Raw genomic sequence first — 17393 nt, forward strand, 5'->3', positions numbered from 1 at the left:
CACCTATTTCCGCATTCTTGTTTTTGGATTTCTCACATGCGTTCGAAATGACTCGGAGCTGTTTGCTTCATTTGCCCTTTGTTATTTTGAAGCCCTGTGGGGCGATAAATTCAATGGAAATTTTGACTGTTTGGATTTGTCACGTGCGCTCAAAATGATATTGATTTATTTCTTATTCATCAATTCCATTAAATCCACATCATTCCCGAGCAAGACTTGGTTGCTATCAATTCTACCTTCCAATGGGCCATTTTCCAATTTAAGAACGCCACGGGGGCAAACTGCTGAGCAAATACCACAACCTACACAACTGGAACGAACAATGTTCTCTCCTTTTTGGGCGTACGCGCGTACATCGATACCCATTTCGCAATACGTGGAACAATTGCCACAAGAAATGCACTGGCCACCATTGGTCGTAATCCTAAATCTGGAAAATAACTTTTGTTGAAAGCCCAAAATTGCCGCCATGGGGCAACCAAATCGGCACCAAACCCTATTGCCAAGAATGGGGTAAAAACCTGTTCCTACGACGCCAGAAAAAATAGAGCCAATCAAAAAAGAATAGGATTTACGCAGTGTTCCCGATTTAATAAGAAAAATGTTTCCGTCACCGCTAAGAAAATGAAGTCCGATCAAACCAATAATGACAGCAAAGAAACCAATAGCTCCATATTGAGCATCTTTCTGTAGTTGTTTACGCTTAAAAATCATGACCAGACTAAATACTATTGTTAAAACAACAGCAACACCGATTAAGAAAGTTTTTTTGGTCAACCAATATTTACTGGTGTCATTCCCTAAATAAGAATAAATAACAGCAGTAGTCATAATGGTTACAAAGACCACGACTGTATGCACTAACCAACGTTCAATTTTCCAAGCACTCTGTTTTTTACTACTTAATTGGCGGAATGGATCACCTATTGTTTCTGCCAGCCCACCACAACCACAGACCCATGAGCAGTACCATCTTTTTCCATATTTATAGGTAAGTATGGGTGATATAACAAAAACGGAAATGATCCCAAATAGTAGCATTGCCAAGCCAATATTACCAGAATTGATAAAGGCCTTCACCCTGTACCCTTCAAAATTATAGTAATTAAGCGGCCACATGTTTTTAAGGTCATAATAGGGAAGATTTAACTTGTCCCCATTTAACCGAGCCATAAATTCCGGAATTAAAAAAGCAAAAGCAGTTTGGAAGAACATTACGCTCACGGTGCGTATTTTTTCATACCTGTTATGACGATACTTCCAAAGGAATTTAATGCCGAAAGCCAAAATGGCCACTGTATACAACGTGCCATATACAAACCATTGACTTGCCGGGTTTCCGCTCAAGGCTATGCTCAAGGGGTCAAATAAGCTTATTACCCCTTTGTTTTCTCCATCACTCACAAGTCCCAAATATTCCGGGTAGAAATAAAGAATTATGTAAAAACAGGTCAATGCAATACCTGCAACCCATCCCCAAAGTCCTCGGTTGGAAATAGATTTAAACCAAACCCCATCATTTTTAATTCCGGGCTGTTTATTGGTATAGGCATCCCAAGCAAACCATAGTATTCCTAGAGAAATGGCAGAAAGAGAAATAGTTAACCATAGTCCTTTATTTTGGAAATTAAGATTAAATGAAGCTAAAAGCAAAATAGCTAAACCTCCCATCCCTAACAACGTAGCCATTTTTTGACCTGTACTTAGGGCGGCAGGTGGTTGCCCTGTTAATGCCATGCTTTTATCGTAAGTACTCATGATAAACTAAAAATTCGTTTTAGACTTTTCTTTTTGATATCAATGGATTTTCCAAAATCACCATTATATTTTGATATAATTTCTTTTTCAAAAGCTTTATAAAATTCTGGATCAAAATTGGCATCAGCCAAATGTTCCATTACAAAATCTACATTGCGCTCTTCCGTTAACCATCGGTCAAATAGCTCATGCCGCATTCGTATCCCAAAGGTATTAATGCCCAAAAACCGTCCTGTTTCTCTGTTGAAAGCAACCGTGATGCAGACTTTTTCTTTGGTATGTCGCCAATGAAAATGTTTTTCATATTCTTTTTTAGCACGTTCGCTAAATACCCAACCATAGGTTTGGTATTCAATATCCAAGAATTTGGCGGAGTTGAACCAATGCCCAGGTTTGTATTCAGTTGGATTGCCACAAATGGTTTGAGCAAGGGTTTCACCCATCATTCTACCTGTGTACCAAACGGCTTCTATGGGTCTTCGATGACCAATGGCTTCATGTTGTTCCGCACAATCTCCAATGGCATAAATATTTTTGATGTTGGTTTCCAGTAATCGGTTCACCTTAACCCCTCTGCCCAGTTCAATTCCAGAATCCTTAAGAAAATCAATATTTGGGGTGACACCTGCTGTGAGACCTACTAGGTTACAGGCAATTTCTTCTCCGGTTTCCTTAATGGTAATTGCCTTTGCACGTCCATTTTCATCCGCCAAGATTTCTCCAAGATTTACCCCAAGCCTTAAATTTATATGGTGTTCTTGTATATGTTCATTAATGAGTTGGGATTCTCCACTAGGTAAAACTCCGTTCCAAAAACTGTCTTCACGAACCAAAAAAGTTACAGGAATATCTCTACTTCTGAGCATTTCTGCCAGTTCTATACCAATAAGTCCGCCACCAACAATAACAGCACGTTTGCATACTTTTTTATTGGGGGCATTGGTTTCCAACAACTCCAAATCCTGTTTGGAATATAGCCCTTGTACACCTTCTAAATCTTGTCCTTTCCAGCCAAATTTATTGGGCTTGGATCCTGTGGCAATAATTAATTTATCAAAATTAATTTGCGTTCCATCAGATAATAAAAGCTTTTTGTTCTTGTGATTTACTTTAGAAACATAAGCATTGAGCAAATCAATCCTATTTTTCTTCCAAAACCAATTTTCGTATGGTTGGGTATGTTCAAACTTCATGTGACCCATATATACATACATAAGGGCCGTTCTGGAAAAGAAATAATTGGATTCTGCTGAAACAATGGTGATTTTTTTATTAGAAAGTTTTCGAATATGCCTGGCTGCAGTAACACCTGCAATTCCGTTCCCAATGATGACAATATGCTCCATTAATTTTTTACTTCTGTAGTCTGTCGATTCTAAAGGTAAGAACTTAATCAAAGAGTTTAATTTAGAACAATTTTAAATATTATGAAGATTGTATTAATTTAGGACTTCAATTCCTTCTCAATGAAAAAGTTAGTATTTCTCACCTTTTGCTTTATACAGTTTGGCTGCACACAAAAACCTGTTAAAAAAATGAACGGCGTAAGCTTTGTGGCCTCCAGGGAATTGGCTACTCAAGAGAATGTGCAGGCAGTGATGAATGTTGCGGCCAATTATGCGGCTGTTATGCCCTTTGGATTTATTAGAGAGATTAATTCTCCAGAACTTGTATACGATACAGATGGGCAGTGGTTAGGGGAAACCAAAATAGGGGCTAAACAATATATAGAACTATTGCACTCCAACAATATTGAAGTAATGTTAAAACCCCATATATGGATTTGGAGAGGTGTGTTTACAGGTAGTATGAAAATGGATTCTGAAGAAAAATGGAAAATTTTGGAGGAATCTTATGAGAAATTTATTCTTAATTATGCTGAGTTGGCCAAGGAAACCCAAGTTTCTCTTTTTTGCATAGGAACCGAATTGGATCAGTTTATAAGAAACAGACCGGAGTATTGGAAGGGATTGATAAAAAAAATAAGAACTGTTTACAAAGGGAAATTGACTTATGCGGCCAACTGGGACGAATGGCCCAGAACACCTTTTTGGGAAGATTTGGATTATATAGGAATTGATGCTTATTTTCCTTTAACAGAAGAAAAAGTTCCTTCCGTGGAACAGTTTAGGGAAGGATGGAAAAGACATAAAGAGAAAATATCAAAACTAGCTAAAGAGAAAGATAGACCAGTTCTTTTTACGGAATATGGATATAGGAGTATGGAGTATAATGGTAAAAGACCATGGGTGGTGGATAGACATGAAGCTGGCGTAAATCTAGATGCCCAGGCAAATGCCACAACCGCTATTTTGGAGGAATTTTGGAAGGAAAACTGGTTTGCGGGAGGCTTTGTGTGGAAATGGTTTATACATCATGAAAAAGCGGGCGGATTGGATAACAATAGATTTACCCCGCAAAACAAACCCGCCGAGGATATTTTAAAGGGATATTACTCAGTAAATTAAATACAATCTCACTTCTTTTTTTATTATCCTAAACTTGTGTTTTGTCGATTTTTTTGTTAAAATTTGTAATAAAAATAGCGCAATCTTGAATCTCAAAGCCCTTTTTCTTTCAGTTCTCTTCGTTTGCTGTGCCTTTGGGGCAGCTTTTTCCCAGGATTCCCTTGTGACCGTTATTGCGGAAAAAGGAGATGGTATCTATTCCATTTTAAGAAAACAAGGTATTGAGCCAACTAAATATTATGCTCAATTTGTTGCGCTTAATGAAACCAATCTTAGATTAGGAAGTCATTTGATGGAAGGAAAGGAATATATTCTTCCCTATGCTCCCGATTCATATAAAAAATTGGGTAAAGAAATAAATCTGGACGAGGGAACAGAATATCCCATTTTTGGAAAGAAATTTTCTTTTGTGAAATCAAAAAGTAAGAGATTGGAAGGTGCTGTTTATTATTTAGTTTCAGGTCACGGTGGCCCAGACCCGGGAGCAGTTGAAACCATGAAAGGAAAAGTGATAGCGGAAGATGAATATGCTTATGATGTTACATTAAGATTGGCTAGGGAGCTGCTTTCCCATGGCGCAATGGTGTATATAATTGTTAGGGATGAAGATGATGGAATACGAGAGGATGAAGCTTTGGAAATTGATCGGGATGAAGTAGTTTACCCCAACCAGAAAATACCATTGGGACAATTGGCAAGATTGGAACAAAGGGTGGAAACCGTGAACAAATTGTATTTAAGAAATTCTGGAAAATACCAGCGTTTATTGGTGACCCATGTGGATAGTAGGAGTAAGGGGCAAAATATAGATGTTTTCTTTTATCACCATGAGAAAAGTACAAACGGGGAAAGATTGGCGGAAAGCATTCATAAAACCTTTCAAAAAAAGTATAGAAAATATCAACCTAATAGACAATACACGGGAACTTTTTCGGACAGAAGCAATTTGTATTTGGTAAAGAATACATTACCCGCAATGGCTTATATCGAAATAGGAAACATAAGGAGCCAAAAGGATCAAAAGAGGATACTAAATCCGGATAATAGACAAGCATTGGCAAATTGGATTGCCCAAGGCGTTTTAGTGGATAGGGAAAGTGATCCATCTTTGTTAAATGACGGGGCCCTTACAAACATTAAATATGAGGGTGATAAATAGTTTTAGAATTTAGTTTACTCCAAAATATGTTTTTTGTAATAAGAATGGAGTTCTTTAGGATTAGCCCCCAATAGATTTTTTAAGTGAATCATCCCAAAATGAAACTGTAATCTAAACGCTCCATTCTTTCTATACTTTCTGGCTGAGGTTATTACCTTTTCTGGTAGAACAATAAAATTTGTAACGCCGTACAGCCTTCCAATAAATTCAGTGTCCTCATAAATAAGATAGGATTCGTTATATCCATTTAATTGATTAAAAATTGATTTTTTGACAAATAGGGATTGATCACCACCTCTACATATCTTATGGTTTAACCTTGTAAGTGCAGCAAAGAATCTCAGGAACGGATTTTTAGTATCAAAACACATCCTAAAACAACCTGAATTATAACCGCTTTTAACTGCTTTTACTATAGATTCATCAAAATTTTTGGGAGGAAGTGTATCTGCATGTAAAAAATACAAAATGTCTCCTTTGGCATTTTTTGCACCAAGGTTCATTTGTATGGGCCTTCCTTTTTCTGAATGTAAAATGTTAACCGCATGGGTATTGGAAATAGTTACCGTTTTGTCCTTACTACCACCATCAACAACCAATATTTCCTTAATATTTTTAGGGGAGCTATTGTTTTTAATGTAAGATAACAGTTTGCCAATATTTTCCTCTTCGTTAAGAACAGGAATAATAATGCTTATGTTTACTGGGTTACTTTTTTTCATTCAGACTCCAATTGTAGTCAAGGTATTCTATGGAAATGTTTTCTGGTAATTGTACACCAGAAGCACTTTCAATATAGTTAATTAGGTTTCCGCTTTTAGTGAAATCTTTATAATACCATTTAAAAATTTTGGACAACTGCATTTTTTCTGAAGTTATAGTATTCTTGGTGGAATCATTTAAAAAACTTGCTGTTGCCTGTTGTAATTGAGCTTCTATTTTAGTTGGAATATAGGCTTCATTAAGAAGTTTGGGACAAGAGTACGATGCGCAATTAATGGCAAAATGGATTCTTGGTTCATCCATTTTTCGAAGGATTTTATGCTCAATGTCACCCAAAGACCATTGTTTGTCTCCAATCCAAACCCATTTTTTACTCCAAGGTTTTTTAATATCCTTTATACTTTTTAGGGGGTAATTATCAAGAATCAGTTTTACGGTCGCTGCATTATATATATTTATGTAGTAGGCCAGTTTTTCATTTTTGCCCCAGTCTTTCTTGGGATTGTTGGTCGCCATTCCATCCAGATAGTCGTTTAGTAAATCCATATTATTTTTGAACTTTTTATAGTCCACATCACCATTTTTTGATACATGCTTTTGGAGAAGACTATCCCATTTAGGATAACTAATTTCTTGGGAATAAAGGTTCCCGAGAAAAAACAAAAATGTTGAAAAAATAATTGATTTTACCATAGATCAAACCTTAACAGCATCCTCCGCCATTATAGTGCCAAGTGCTTTCGCTTATATGTATTTGGTCATTTACCTTTGCCAAAGCAGTGGCGGTTTTATCGCAAACTGCCAAAGGCTGGTTTTGCAGTAAAACATGACCGTTACCATCATCTAGATATTCTTCGTCCCCATAATAAATGGCAGTTTTTCCTGTAAACATACAAGGACCATCTTCTGGCATTGGGTCTTTTATCGCTGCAATTTCAATAGATTCAATATACACCAATTCATCTGTGGGATAATGGTTGGGGGATAGTACCCGGTAGGATTTTCTTGCTCTAATCTCAATGGTTCCAAAACCCGCATCAGTCAATACTTTTACATAGTCTTTCAATGGAATGCTTCCACTTAAACATAATGCGCGTAACCTATCATCATTTCTAAGGTCATCGTTCATAGGTTGTTCACATATGGGGTCGCTCATTACAAGCCTTCCATGTGGTTTAAGTACGCGGTACATTTCTGATACCGCTTTTTTTAGGTCTTCCATTTTAAAGATATTGAAAAGGCAATTCTGTGCCGCTACATCGATACTTTCATCATCAATGGGAAGATTAAGAGCATCACCTTTTACAAGGTTTACAAAGTCACTTTTAAACCACTCATTTTCTTCCTCGGCTACCTTAAAGTTCTTTCTGGACGCTTCCAGCATTTCATTCACCATGTCTACACCGGTAACACCACCTTTTTGTCTGGAGAAATAGGAAAATTGCAATAGCTCCATACCACCTCCAACACCCACATATAAAACTTTTGGGTCGTTGATTAAATCTTGCGCCGATACAGTACTGCCACAACCATAATTCATCTCTTGCATTATTTTGGGAATGGAAAGCCCAGGAAATTGCCATATGGGATTTGTAGTACAGCATAGGCCAACATCAGGTGTTATGGCAGCTTCTTTATATAATTCCGCCGTAGCATCTAGGTAACTCATAAAACTTTTATTAATTCTTTAAATAACTTGATCATTTTGGGTTCTGTCTTTCCTGCAATTTCTATAATTTCCTGAATGTCAACCTGCTGTAAATTATCTGGATTGCATTCATCAGTCAAAACAGAAACCGCGATAATGGGTAGTCGTAAATGATTGGCGACAATTACTTCTGGCACTGTACTCATTCCTACAGCATCTGCCCCCAGTATTTTTAACATACGATACTCTGCCTTGGTTTCCAGTTGAGGTCCAACCACAGAAGCATAAACCCCTGACTTTAACGAAATGTTTTCTTTTTGAGCTATAGTTTTTAGTTTTTTGCACATTTCCATATCATACGGTTCGCTCATATCCACAAAACGGTCACCAAATTCCCCAACATTTTTGAACGCCAAGGGAGAGTTTCCTTGAAGATTAATATGGTCTTCCAGAAGCATCATATCTCCTTTCTTATAATTTAGGTTGATAGCGCCAGCAGCATTGGAAATAAATAGGCTTTTTATGCCCAATTGGTGCATTACCCTAATGGGGTAGGTTACATCCATTAGGCTATACCCTTCATATAGATGAAACCGTCCTTCCATAACCACTACTTTCTTTCCTTCCAACTCACCAAAAATTAATTTTCCAGAATGGAATTCAACGGTTGCCAAGGGAAATGAGGGAATATTGTGGTAATGGGCCACTATTGGATTCTTAATCTCCTCTACCAATTTTCCCAACCCCGTGCCAAGGACAACTCCAACCTCTGGAGAATCAAACCCTTTACTTATTAAATAATCAACAGATTTTTGTAATTGTTTCTTTGTCATAGTTTTAAATCTTTTAAAAAAGGCTGAAAAGCCTCTATGTCTTTAATGTCTTCGTATATATCTACATCATTTTTAGCGGACATTAATTTTACAGTTTCATTTTTTAAATTTTCTAACGTGTTTTCCAATACAGTATTTGTGCCCCAATTTTTGTTTTCAAAAATTTCTTTTTTCCATTTTTTCATTCCCAATAAATAGTATCCTCCGTCAATGGCTGGTCCAAGAACAAAATCGTTTTGGTCCAAGGCAGAAAAGGCCATTTCCAAATCTTGTAGGGTCAAATCATACATGTCACTCCCTATGATACATATTTTATCGAATCCATCCGCAAACCCATCATAAAAAGCTTTGCTCATTCGCTCCCCCAAATCCCCTCCTTGCTGTAGTTTTTTATCAAAAATGTGCGCATCCCAAACATCTTTCTCCCATATCTCTTCGGAGTAATGAACTTGCTTATTAACTGGTAAGTTACGCGTAAGATTGGCAGTGTGCTGTAAAAGAAACTTATAAATATCCAAAGCCTTTTTGTTGCCCACGGTGGCTGCCAATCGCGTTTTACATTTACCCAGTTGGGGATTGCGGGTAAAGATAATTAATAGATTTTTTGAGTCTGCCAAACTAAAATGAATGGTTAACTCGTCACGCTCTTCCCCCATTTTTTGCAGGATGCCCATTTTAAAATTAAGTTTGTAAATTAAGGAATTCAAAGATACTTCTTAACATCAAACGTTATAGAAGATTTTTTAAAATGATAAAAATATAATGAAGCAGTTTTTGAGAAATTTTGCCATATTATTGCTGTGTATAATTTGTTTTTCTTGCAAAGAAGAAAAGCAGCAGGGAGCTAACGAAAAAATGACGAAGAATTATCAAGAGGATTATAGACCACAATTTCACTTTTCACCAGAGGAAAAATGGATGAACGATCCCAATGGGCTAGTATACCATGAAGGGGTGTACCATCTTTTTTATCAATATTATCCAAATGATATTGTGTGGGGGCCAATGCATTGGGGCCATGCTGTAAGCGAGGACATGATTCATTGGGAGCACAAACCCATTGCCTTGTTTCCAGATGAACATGGACTTATTTTTTCTGGAAGCGCCGTTGTGGATGTTGTCAATTCTTCTGGGCTGGGAACCATAGAAAACCCGCCTTTGGTGGCTATTTTCACCTATCATTTAATGGAAGCTGAAGAAGCTAGTAGAAACGATTATCAAACCCAAGGTATTGCCTATAGCTTGGATAACGGAGATACTTGGACAAAATATAAAGGAAACCCTGTTATAAAAAATGATGGAATAAAAGATTTTAGGGACCCTAAAGTTTTTTGGAATAATATTACTGAGGAATGGACCATGCTTTTGGTAGCCGGCGACCATTTGCAGATATGGTCATCCGAAAATTTGATTGATTGGAAAAAGGAAAGCGAATTTGGAAAAAATCAAGGAGCTCATGGTGGCGTTTGGGAATGCCCCGATATCTTTCCTTTGAAAGTTGAAGGAACCGAACAGGAAAAGTGGGTGTTATTAATTAGTATAAATCCCGGTGCTCCCAATGGAGGGAGCGGTACTCAATATTTTATTGGTGATTTTGATGGAACCACTTTTACTTCTGAACAAAAAGAACATAGATGGATAGATTGGGGAACCGATAATTATGCGGGTGTAACCTATAATAATGTGCCCAATAATGATAGAATTTTTATTGGTTGGATGAGTAATTGGGACTATGCCCAGGACATACCTACAGAAAGGTGGAGAAGTTCCATGACAGTTCCTAGAAAATTATCCCTGAAGAAAATAGGAGAGGCCTATGAGCTTGTAAATTATCCCTTGGAAAGTTTTGATGGTAGTGTTGAAAAGGGAACAAGTCAAGATTTTGATTTGGACATAGGGAAAGAAAAACAATTTTCTTTTGAAAATTTTAATCAATCTGAGGTGAAATTTACAACATCTGCCAAGAGTTTTAACCTGATTTTCAAGAATGAAAAGAATGAAGAGTTAGTGTTGTTAATGGACAATCAAAATCAACTTTTCTCAATAGATCGGAGCAAGTCTGGAAAAATAGATTTTAAAGAATCTTTTGGTAAAACCCAAAATATGCCCATTCCCAATTTGCCTAAAGAAGCGTATGAAGTACGAATTCTAATGGATTGGTCTTCTATTGAAGTTTTTATCAATAAGGGGCAGTATGTAATGACGGCGCAGATATTTCCAAATGAAGATTATACTAATTTAATAATTGAGAATACTTCTGAAGATTCTGGAACGTTTAAGGATTTTGAGATTAATAAAGTGAAGTCTATTTGGTAGAAGCAATTATTTCTTCTGCCATGGCTTCCAAATCTATTCCCATTACCTCTTTGTTTACCTGTAATACCTGTTCTTTAAGGTCTTTGGGTAATTGGGAATAGCCATTCCTAGCTCCCAATATCATCCCTGCCACAGCGGCAACTGTATCATTGTCCCGACCATAATTAACAATGAACTGAAGGGTCTTTACAAAATCACCCTCCCCAAATTTAAGTCCTGTAAAAAGGATTTGCCATATTTCCCCGGCATGGAACGGAATAGCTTTTTGGTCTGCTTCCAAAGCGTCATATACATAATTTTGTTGTCGCCAATAAAATTTACTACCCGGAAAGCCTTTTGGGATTTGAATAGTGGAATTTGGATTTTCAATTAATTTTTGGGCGTCCAGGACGGCATTTTCACCTTTTGTTGCCAAATCCAGTGAAATGCGTCCAACCAAGCGACTGTCTTGGTAGTTGTGGGGATCCACAAAAACTGAGGTATTTAGAATGGAATCCATATCCTTTGTTTGCATGGCTGTATTCGTCATGGCCGCCACCAAGCTTGAAATATCTTTGGCATAACCGATATCAAAAAGAGAGTGGTTGTAAGCCTTTTTGTAGGCTTCAGTTGGATTTTTGGTCGTTAAACCAAACATTGGGCTGTACAGCATACCGGCACATGACATTTCTCCACCATAAAAGCGGTTCATGGACTGTAAATATTCAGTACTTCCTTTTTTGTATCCTAAGGCTACTCTAGCCCACTCCTTTACCCAGTCTATTTTTTCTATTTGGTGGTCCAATGCATCAGTATTGGTCAGGTTTTCTTTTGCCACCAAATCTTTTGTAAGAGATTGATAGTAATCAATTATAAAATCGGCAAAATGTTCTGGACCGGTTTCTTGGCCATAGGATGAGAAATATTTGGTGGTCAATAGTTTCCAACGGGTGTCATCAGTTGTGGCTCCTGAAGAAAGATTATGATTCCAGGTTCCCTCTGGGGATTGCGGGCGTACCGCAGGAGTAAGTCCTGTGATATATCCATATTTTTTTTGAATGTCCTCTCTGTGCCACATCTCTGTGGAAGCTCCCATGGCATCACCAATGGCAGAGCCAACCAATGCTCCCAAAACTTTGTCATAATACTCATCTTGTGAAAGTTTTGGTGCCTTAGTGCCATACTCACCTTTTGCTGGCTGGGGGATATTAACCGTTGTAGCTTTTGATTCCTCTTTGCAGGAATGAAGTAGAAAAGAAATGAGAAACAACAGGAAATATTTATTCATGGTAGAATTAATTTTTTAGCCATTTTTAAAAGCATTTCTTTTTCTTGAAGGGTTCTATTCAATGGCAGTTGAGCAAGACCAATAAGTCTTCGCATAATTTCTATTCCAGTAACTTGTTTAATTAGTTTGGAGTCCACTTTATGAGTATAATGTTGCAGAATAACATCAAGAAAATGATTTTCCATGGTTATCATAGTTAAATGAGCTGTCATTATCCCCAAATCAAATTCTGCAAAGCCAAGGAAGCTGAATTCTGGGTCAATAATATAGATGTTATCTCCTTCTGTCATCCAACTTCCAGGATAAAAATCTCCATGCAGAAGGGTGTTTCCTGTTGAAAGATATTTCTCTCCAATTTTCTTAATTTCTCTTTTTAAAGCAGCGTCTTTTTTATAGGGCAATGATAGTTCTTGCAGTCCATTTTGTACATCATTTAATTGAAAACCATTGTTCTCCATAAAGGGCAACACAAAAATATGTTGATGGTTTAATTGCCTAAGCCCCATATTTTTAGGAAAATCTTTTGGGGTGCTTTTGGCATGGATAATATTTAAAAATTGGATTAGCTTTAGAAGAGTCTTAATTTTGATTTCCCTAGTTTCATAGGCGGAAGTCATATCCTCACATGTGCCTAAGTCTTGCAGAATTAATATATGTTCGGATTCATTATAATCAATAATTTTTGGAATATGGCCAATTAAATTATCATCTTGAATACTTTCATAGAATTGATGTTCAACATCAATGCGTTCTACAGGGGCTTCAATTTGTTTGTATTTTTCCACATAGGGACGAGACTGCTTAAGAATAAAAGAACGTTCATTGGTTTTTATCCTTAGAACCACGTTCATGTTCCCTTCACCTGGTTTTTCAACGGAAAGCACCTCTTCCTTCTCGGAATTTAAAAACCCGAGGTAAAAAAGATGATTTCTTAACTCTTCAAGTGGAGTATCAAGATTTATTAATATCAACGCAATTCTTTTTAAGAAGCACTAATATAATAATCATTGTTTAATAACTGCTTGGAAGTTTATGGGTAATATTAATATATAGGCCCAGTTCTAAAGGTCTTTTGGTAATCCATTTAACCTTTTTTCTATCTTTTTTTTCTTTACGGTAAGCCTTTTCATAATATCCATCAAATCCGCATCTTTGGTTTCCTTGTATATTTCGTTAATGGACAGAATTAATGCTTTTGCCTCTCTTGTAGCTGCAACCCTGTCACTGGTGGACATGTTTGACATTTTTCTATGTTCAAATTCTAGGGCTTTTTCTAGTAATTCCATTTTTGCTGTAAAATTAATTGTCAACCTCCTGTAAAACAAGAAAATATGATTGTCTAATATTATTAAGTTATAATACTTATCTATTTTAGACTACATCTTTCTTTAGTTTCAAGACGAAGTGTTATTGTATTTAAACTTGTTATTCTAATTAGTATTGTCCTTATCAAGGAAGAGTGCTTACATAAATTTATGTAGCAGTTATTCTTGCTGGTAATCAATACCTATAAATGTCTCTAATCCGACTAATGTATATAAATTAATCATTTTTTCATAAATAAGTGTAAAATATTTATTTATAAAACAAGAAATCCCAATTCTACAAAGAACTGGGATTTTTGTGGTGCCTCCAGGAATCGAACCAGGGACACATGGATTTTCAGTCCATTGCTCTACCAACTGAGCTAAGGCACCATGCCGTTAAGCGGGTGCAAATATAATTTCAAATTTATGATATACAAACAAAAACACTAAAAAAGGTGTTTGTTATGTGAGGTTTTTTGATCTTTGCAGCATGAATCTTGTTATAGATTGCGGAAATACTATAGTGAAAATGGCTGTTTTTGAGAGTGGAACGGTAATTTTTCATGAAAAAACGGAGTTGACCGATTTTTCTAAAAAAGTAAAAAAAGTTTGTGATGCCTTTCCGGATATCACCCATGGAATTGTTTCCTCGGTTGGGTTTTTAAGTAAAAAGGACTTAGCGGTCCTTTCTCTATTTTGCCCAGTACATCTATTAAGCCAAGCCTCCAAAGTGCCTTTTAAGAATTCATATGCTACTCCTCAAACGCTGGGTGTGGATAGGATTGCATTGGCAACATCTGCTTTTTATTTTAACCCTAGGGGGAATACATTGGTGATAGATGCTGGCACTTGTGTAACATATGACATTGTAAATGATTATGGAGAGTATTTGGGAGGTGCTATCTCGCCAGGGATTTCTATAAGGTATGCTGCCATGCACGAACATACGGCGGGGCTTCCTCTTTTGGAGAAAAGGGACAGTTTGGATTTTATTGGCAACTCTACTGAAACTAGTATGCACAGTGGTGTTGTAAATGGAATTTGTAATGAAATAGATGGGGTTATCAATCAATATAAATCCCGTTTTAAAGATTTAACAGTTATTTTAACAGGAGGGGACGCCCAATTCTTGGCAAAACGCCTAAAAAATACCATATTTGCCAATTCTAAATTTCTCCTAGAGGGGTTAAATTATTTATTGGAGTACAACAAACACTAGATGATAAAAAGAGTTCTAATTGCATTGTTATGCTGTGCATCATACGGTATGTATGCGCAAAATGGGACGGTTTCCCCGTATTCATATTTTGGTATTGGAGATTTAAGGACTGTCAATACAGTTGAAAATCAAATGATGGGAGGGTTAGGGATGTATTCAGATAGCATTCATTTAAATATTAAAAACCCAGCCGCTTATTCCGATTTAAAATTGACAACATATGCAATTGGTCTTTCCCATAAAGAACTACGCTTAAAAAGCTTCACGGAAAAGCAAAGTACATCTGTGACTAATTTAGATTATTTATCTGTGGGTTTACCCATAAGTGAAAAAGGAGCAATAGGATTTGGTTTAATGCCTTATTCATCTGTAGGATATAGTTTGGTATCAGAAAGTGAAAATGATAATCAAAGAGCAGTAACCAATATTTTTTCTGGAGAAGGAGGGCTTAATAGAGTTTATGTGTCCTTGGGTTACAAAGTGGCAAAAAATTTGGGAATTGGGGCTACGGCGAACTTTAATTTTGGAACTATTGAAAGCCAAAGATTACAATCTGTAGAGGATGTTCAATTTGGAACCATAGATAGGAGATTGTCTAGAATTAATGGGTACGATTTTAACTTGGCGGCAAACTATACGCCAAAAGTGGGAGAGAAAACTACGTTGTATACATCTGTGATGATTGCCACACAATCCAATTTAGTTTCAAAGAATACACAAGCAATAGGGTCCTTTTCGTCCTCAACAGGGGCGGATATTGAGGTTATTGATGTAAATTTAGATGCTCTAAACCTTAGGAATACAGAATTAAAGGTGCCAACCACTACTACTTTTGGTCTTGGATATGGTGAAAATAAGAAATGGTTTTTAGGTGCCGAGTACAGTACTCAGGCACTAAGTTCTTTTAATAACGATTTTCTGGGAGCAGATAACATTCTTTATCAAGATGCTAGCAGCTTTGCTTTTGGAGCCTATTTGATTCCTGATTATACCTCATTTACAAGCTACTTAAAAAGAGTGACTTACAGGGCTGGAGTTCGTTTGGACAAGACAGGAATGGTTATCAATAATAAAGAAATAAACAACTTTGGCATAACTTTTGGATTAGGATTACCACTGGGTGCTCGTAACTCCACTATTCCTAATTTTTCCAATATAAATCTAGGTTTTGAAGTGGGAAGAAGGGGGACAACAGATGCCAGTTTAATTGAAGAGAGCTATTTGAAAGTCAACGTAGGCTTGACCTTAAATGATAAATGGTTCTTAAAAAGAAGAATAAATTAAGAAAATTTAGTACATTAACCACTTTAAATAACGAACAAATGAAAAAGAAACTTTACTTAATGATGATTGCTTTTTTGGGCATGATGGGTGTAAGTAATGCTCAAGCTCAGAACCAGGAATGTATGACCAACCTTTCTATATTTTCAGAGCATGTAAAGGTGAAAAATTATGATGCAGCATATGAGCCATGGAAAATGGTTTATGAAACTTGCCCAGATGTGCACCGTGCCATTTATTCTTATGGAGAAAGAATCTTAAAGGATAAGATAGACAAGGCCCCTGAAGCGGATAAGACAGCCTATATAGACGAATTGATGGGTGTTTATGACAATAGTCGTAAATATTTTGAATCTAAATTTCCTTTAGCGGGTGTTATTATTGATAAGACTTTGGTTCTACAAGAAAATAAAAAGATTTCTGATCAAGAAATATATGATCAATTGCATAAGGCATTTACAGAAGATAAGGCCAATTTTACAAACCCTAAAGCGTTGTACATGTATTTCTCCAGTTTGGTGGATTTGCATAATGCAGGGAGCAAAGATTTACAATCTGTTTTTGATGCTTATGATGATGTGACAGAAAAAATTGAGGTGGAGAATAAAAAACAAATTGATGTAATTACGAAGTTGTTGCCTAAAGAAGAAGCGGGAACACTTACTTCTAGGGAAAAAAGGACCTTAAAAGTAGCTACTAGTTATTCAGAGGCTTTTGGAACTATTTCAGGTAGTATAGATACAAAACTGGGTCAATTAGCAGAATGTGAAAATCTTATTCCGTTGTACCAAAAGAGTTTTGAAGAGAAAAAAGGAGATGTTACTTGGGTAAAACGAGCTGTGGGAAGAATGTTCAGTAAAGATTGTACAGACGACCCTATGTTTAGAAAATTATTTGAAGCCCAACTGGCCCTAGAGCCATCTGCTAGTGCATATATGTATGGTGGGGCACTTAAAATTAAAGCTGGTGACAGTAGCGGAGCTATAGCTGATTTTAATAAAGCGGTTGAGTTGGAAACTGATAATTATAAGAAGTCTGATATATTGTATAAAATTGCTACTATATACAGAAATGGTAGTAAATCAACAGCAAGAAATTATGCCCAAAAGGCTATTGATGCCAATTCGTCAAATGGAAAAGCATATTTATTGATTGCGAGTTTATATGCTGGTAGTGCTAATCAATGTGGAACTACTTCATTTGAAAAAAGGGCAATTTATTGGAAAGCAGCCGATATGGCTCGTAGAGCAGGTAGGGTGGATCCTTCTTTAAGTAGCAGAGCAAATCAATCTGCAACTAGCTATGCGGCCAAGGCTCCAGACAAGACCATGATTTTTAATGCTGGAATGGCAGGTAAAACAGTAACCTTTAGTTGTTGGGTAGGAGGTAGCGTAAAAGTGCCTAACTTATAGGA

Annotated in this window: 16 protein-coding genes and 1 tRNA gene; 6 read left to right on the forward strand and 11 right to left on the reverse strand. The window is 36.6% G+C overall.

Features of this window, described 5'->3' with window-relative positions; translation table 11 throughout:
• Nucleotides 1-165: 165 nt before the first annotated feature.
• Together GGR42_RS11575 and GGR42_RS11580 are read right to left on the reverse strand one after the other, a co-directional pair.
• Entirely contained in the window at nt 166-1758 is a 1593-nt protein-coding gene (locus GGR42_RS11575) for a 4Fe-4S binding protein (RefSeq protein WP_167964064.1), read from the reverse strand.
• On the reverse strand, nt 1755-3104 hold the full coding sequence (locus GGR42_RS11580) for an NAD(P)/FAD-dependent oxidoreductase (RefSeq protein WP_167964495.1): 1350 nt from the start codon (nt 3102-3104) through the stop codon (nt 1755-1757). The genes GGR42_RS11575 and GGR42_RS11580 overlap by 4 nt, the downstream gene beginning before the upstream one ends.
• Nucleotides 3105-3224: 120 nt before the next feature.
• Here GGR42_RS11580 and GGR42_RS11585 point away from each other — a divergent pair, with 120 nt between their 5' ends.
• Nucleotides 3225-4226 (forward strand): glycoside hydrolase family 113, encoded by a 1002-nt coding sequence (locus GGR42_RS11585; RefSeq protein WP_167964066.1) that lies wholly within the window; start codon nt 3225-3227, stop codon nt 4224-4226.
• 85 nt (nt 4227-4311) lie between these two features.
• On the forward strand, nt 4312-5385 hold the full coding sequence (locus tag GGR42_RS11590) for an N-acetylmuramoyl-L-alanine amidase family protein (RefSeq protein WP_167964068.1): 1074 nt from the start codon (nt 4312-4314) through the stop codon (nt 5383-5385).
• 14 nt (nt 5386-5399) lie between these two features.
• Here GGR42_RS11590 and GGR42_RS11595 read toward each other — a convergent pair whose 3' ends face one another.
• Genes GGR42_RS11595 through GGR42_RS11615 form a run of 5 tightly spaced genes read right to left on the reverse strand, consistent with a single transcriptional unit; the run spans nt 5400 to nt 9263 of the window.
• Nucleotides 5400-6107, reverse strand: a complete 708-nt coding sequence (locus GGR42_RS11595; protein ID WP_167964070.1) for a TIGR04283 family arsenosugar biosynthesis glycosyltransferase — start codon at nt 6105-6107, stop codon at nt 5400-5402.
• A complete protein-coding gene (locus GGR42_RS11600) occupies nt 6094-6801 on the reverse strand; it encodes a DUF547 domain-containing protein (RefSeq protein ID WP_167964072.1) in 708 nt (235 codons plus the stop codon). The genes GGR42_RS11595 and GGR42_RS11600 overlap by 14 nt, the downstream gene beginning before the upstream one ends.
• 10 nt (nt 6802-6811) lie before the next feature.
• Nucleotides 6812-7777, reverse strand: a complete 966-nt coding sequence (gene arsM / locus GGR42_RS11605) for an arsenosugar biosynthesis arsenite methyltransferase ArsM (protein ID WP_167964074.1) — start codon at nt 7775-7777, stop codon at nt 6812-6814.
• Complete coding sequence (locus tag GGR42_RS11610) at nt 7774-8589, reverse strand: purine-nucleoside phosphorylase (protein ID WP_167964076.1); 816 nt, start codon at nt 8587-8589, stop codon at nt 7774-7776. The genes arsM and GGR42_RS11610 overlap by 4 nt, the downstream gene beginning before the upstream one ends.
• Nucleotides 8586-9263: a TIGR04282 family arsenosugar biosynthesis glycosyltransferase gene (locus GGR42_RS11615; RefSeq protein ID WP_167964078.1), complete on the reverse strand. Its 678-nt coding sequence runs from the start codon at nt 9261-9263 to the stop codon at nt 8586-8588. The genes GGR42_RS11610 and GGR42_RS11615 overlap by 4 nt, the downstream gene beginning before the upstream one ends.
• A gap of 88 nt (nt 9264-9351) precedes the next feature.
• Here GGR42_RS11615 and GGR42_RS11620 point away from each other — a divergent pair, with 88 nt between their 5' ends.
• Nucleotides 9352-10905 (forward strand): glycoside hydrolase family 32 protein, encoded by a 1554-nt coding sequence (locus tag GGR42_RS11620; protein WP_167964080.1) that lies wholly within the window; start codon nt 9352-9354, stop codon nt 10903-10905.
• On the opposite strand, the gene GGR42_RS11625 is transcribed toward GGR42_RS11620, so the two are convergent.
• The 4 genes from GGR42_RS11625 to GGR42_RS11640 form a co-directional block, all read right to left on the reverse strand.
• Nucleotides 10895-12172: an ADP-ribosylglycohydrolase family protein gene (locus tag GGR42_RS11625; RefSeq protein ID WP_167964082.1), complete on the reverse strand. Its 1278-nt coding sequence runs from the start codon at nt 12170-12172 to the stop codon at nt 10895-10897. The two genes, GGR42_RS11620 and GGR42_RS11625, sit on opposite strands and share 11 nt — an antisense overlap.
• Nucleotides 12169-13143, reverse strand: a complete 975-nt coding sequence (locus GGR42_RS11630) for a phosphotransferase (RefSeq protein ID WP_245201440.1) — start codon at nt 13141-13143, stop codon at nt 12169-12171. Before GGR42_RS11630 ends, GGR42_RS11625 begins: the two co-directional genes overlap by 4 nt.
• Nucleotides 13144-13233: 90 nt before the next feature.
• Nucleotides 13234-13458 (reverse strand): hypothetical protein, encoded by a 225-nt coding sequence (locus GGR42_RS11635; protein WP_167964084.1) that lies wholly within the window; start codon nt 13456-13458, stop codon nt 13234-13236.
• Between the two features lie 338 nt (nt 13459-13796).
• Nucleotides 13797-13869 (reverse strand) — tRNA-Phe (locus GGR42_RS11640).
• A gap of 100 nt (nt 13870-13969) precedes the next feature.
• Here GGR42_RS11640 and GGR42_RS11645 point away from each other — a divergent pair.
• From GGR42_RS11645 to GGR42_RS11655, 3 genes are read left to right on the forward strand one after another with little or no spacing between them, the layout of a single operon-like run.
• Nucleotides 13970-14698 carry a type III pantothenate kinase gene (locus GGR42_RS11645; protein ID WP_167964086.1) on the forward strand — a complete coding sequence of 243 codons (729 nt, stop codon included), beginning with the start codon at nt 13970-13972 and terminating at the stop codon, nt 14696-14698.
• Nucleotides 14699-15982, forward strand: coding sequence for a hypothetical protein (locus GGR42_RS11650; protein ID WP_167964088.1), 1284 nt, complete (start codon nt 14699-14701; stop codon nt 15980-15982).
• A 38-nt stretch (nt 15983-16020) separates the two neighbouring features.
• Nucleotides 16021-17391 carry a tetratricopeptide repeat protein gene (locus GGR42_RS11655; protein WP_167964090.1) on the forward strand — a complete coding sequence of 457 codons (1371 nt, stop codon included), beginning with the start codon at nt 16021-16023 and terminating at the stop codon, nt 17389-17391.
• Nucleotides 17392-17393 lie beyond the last annotated feature (2 nt).

This window comes from Saonia flava, from assembly GCF_011927795.1.
GTDB lineage: Bacteria > Bacteroidota > Bacteroidia > Flavobacteriales > Flavobacteriaceae > Saonia > Saonia flava.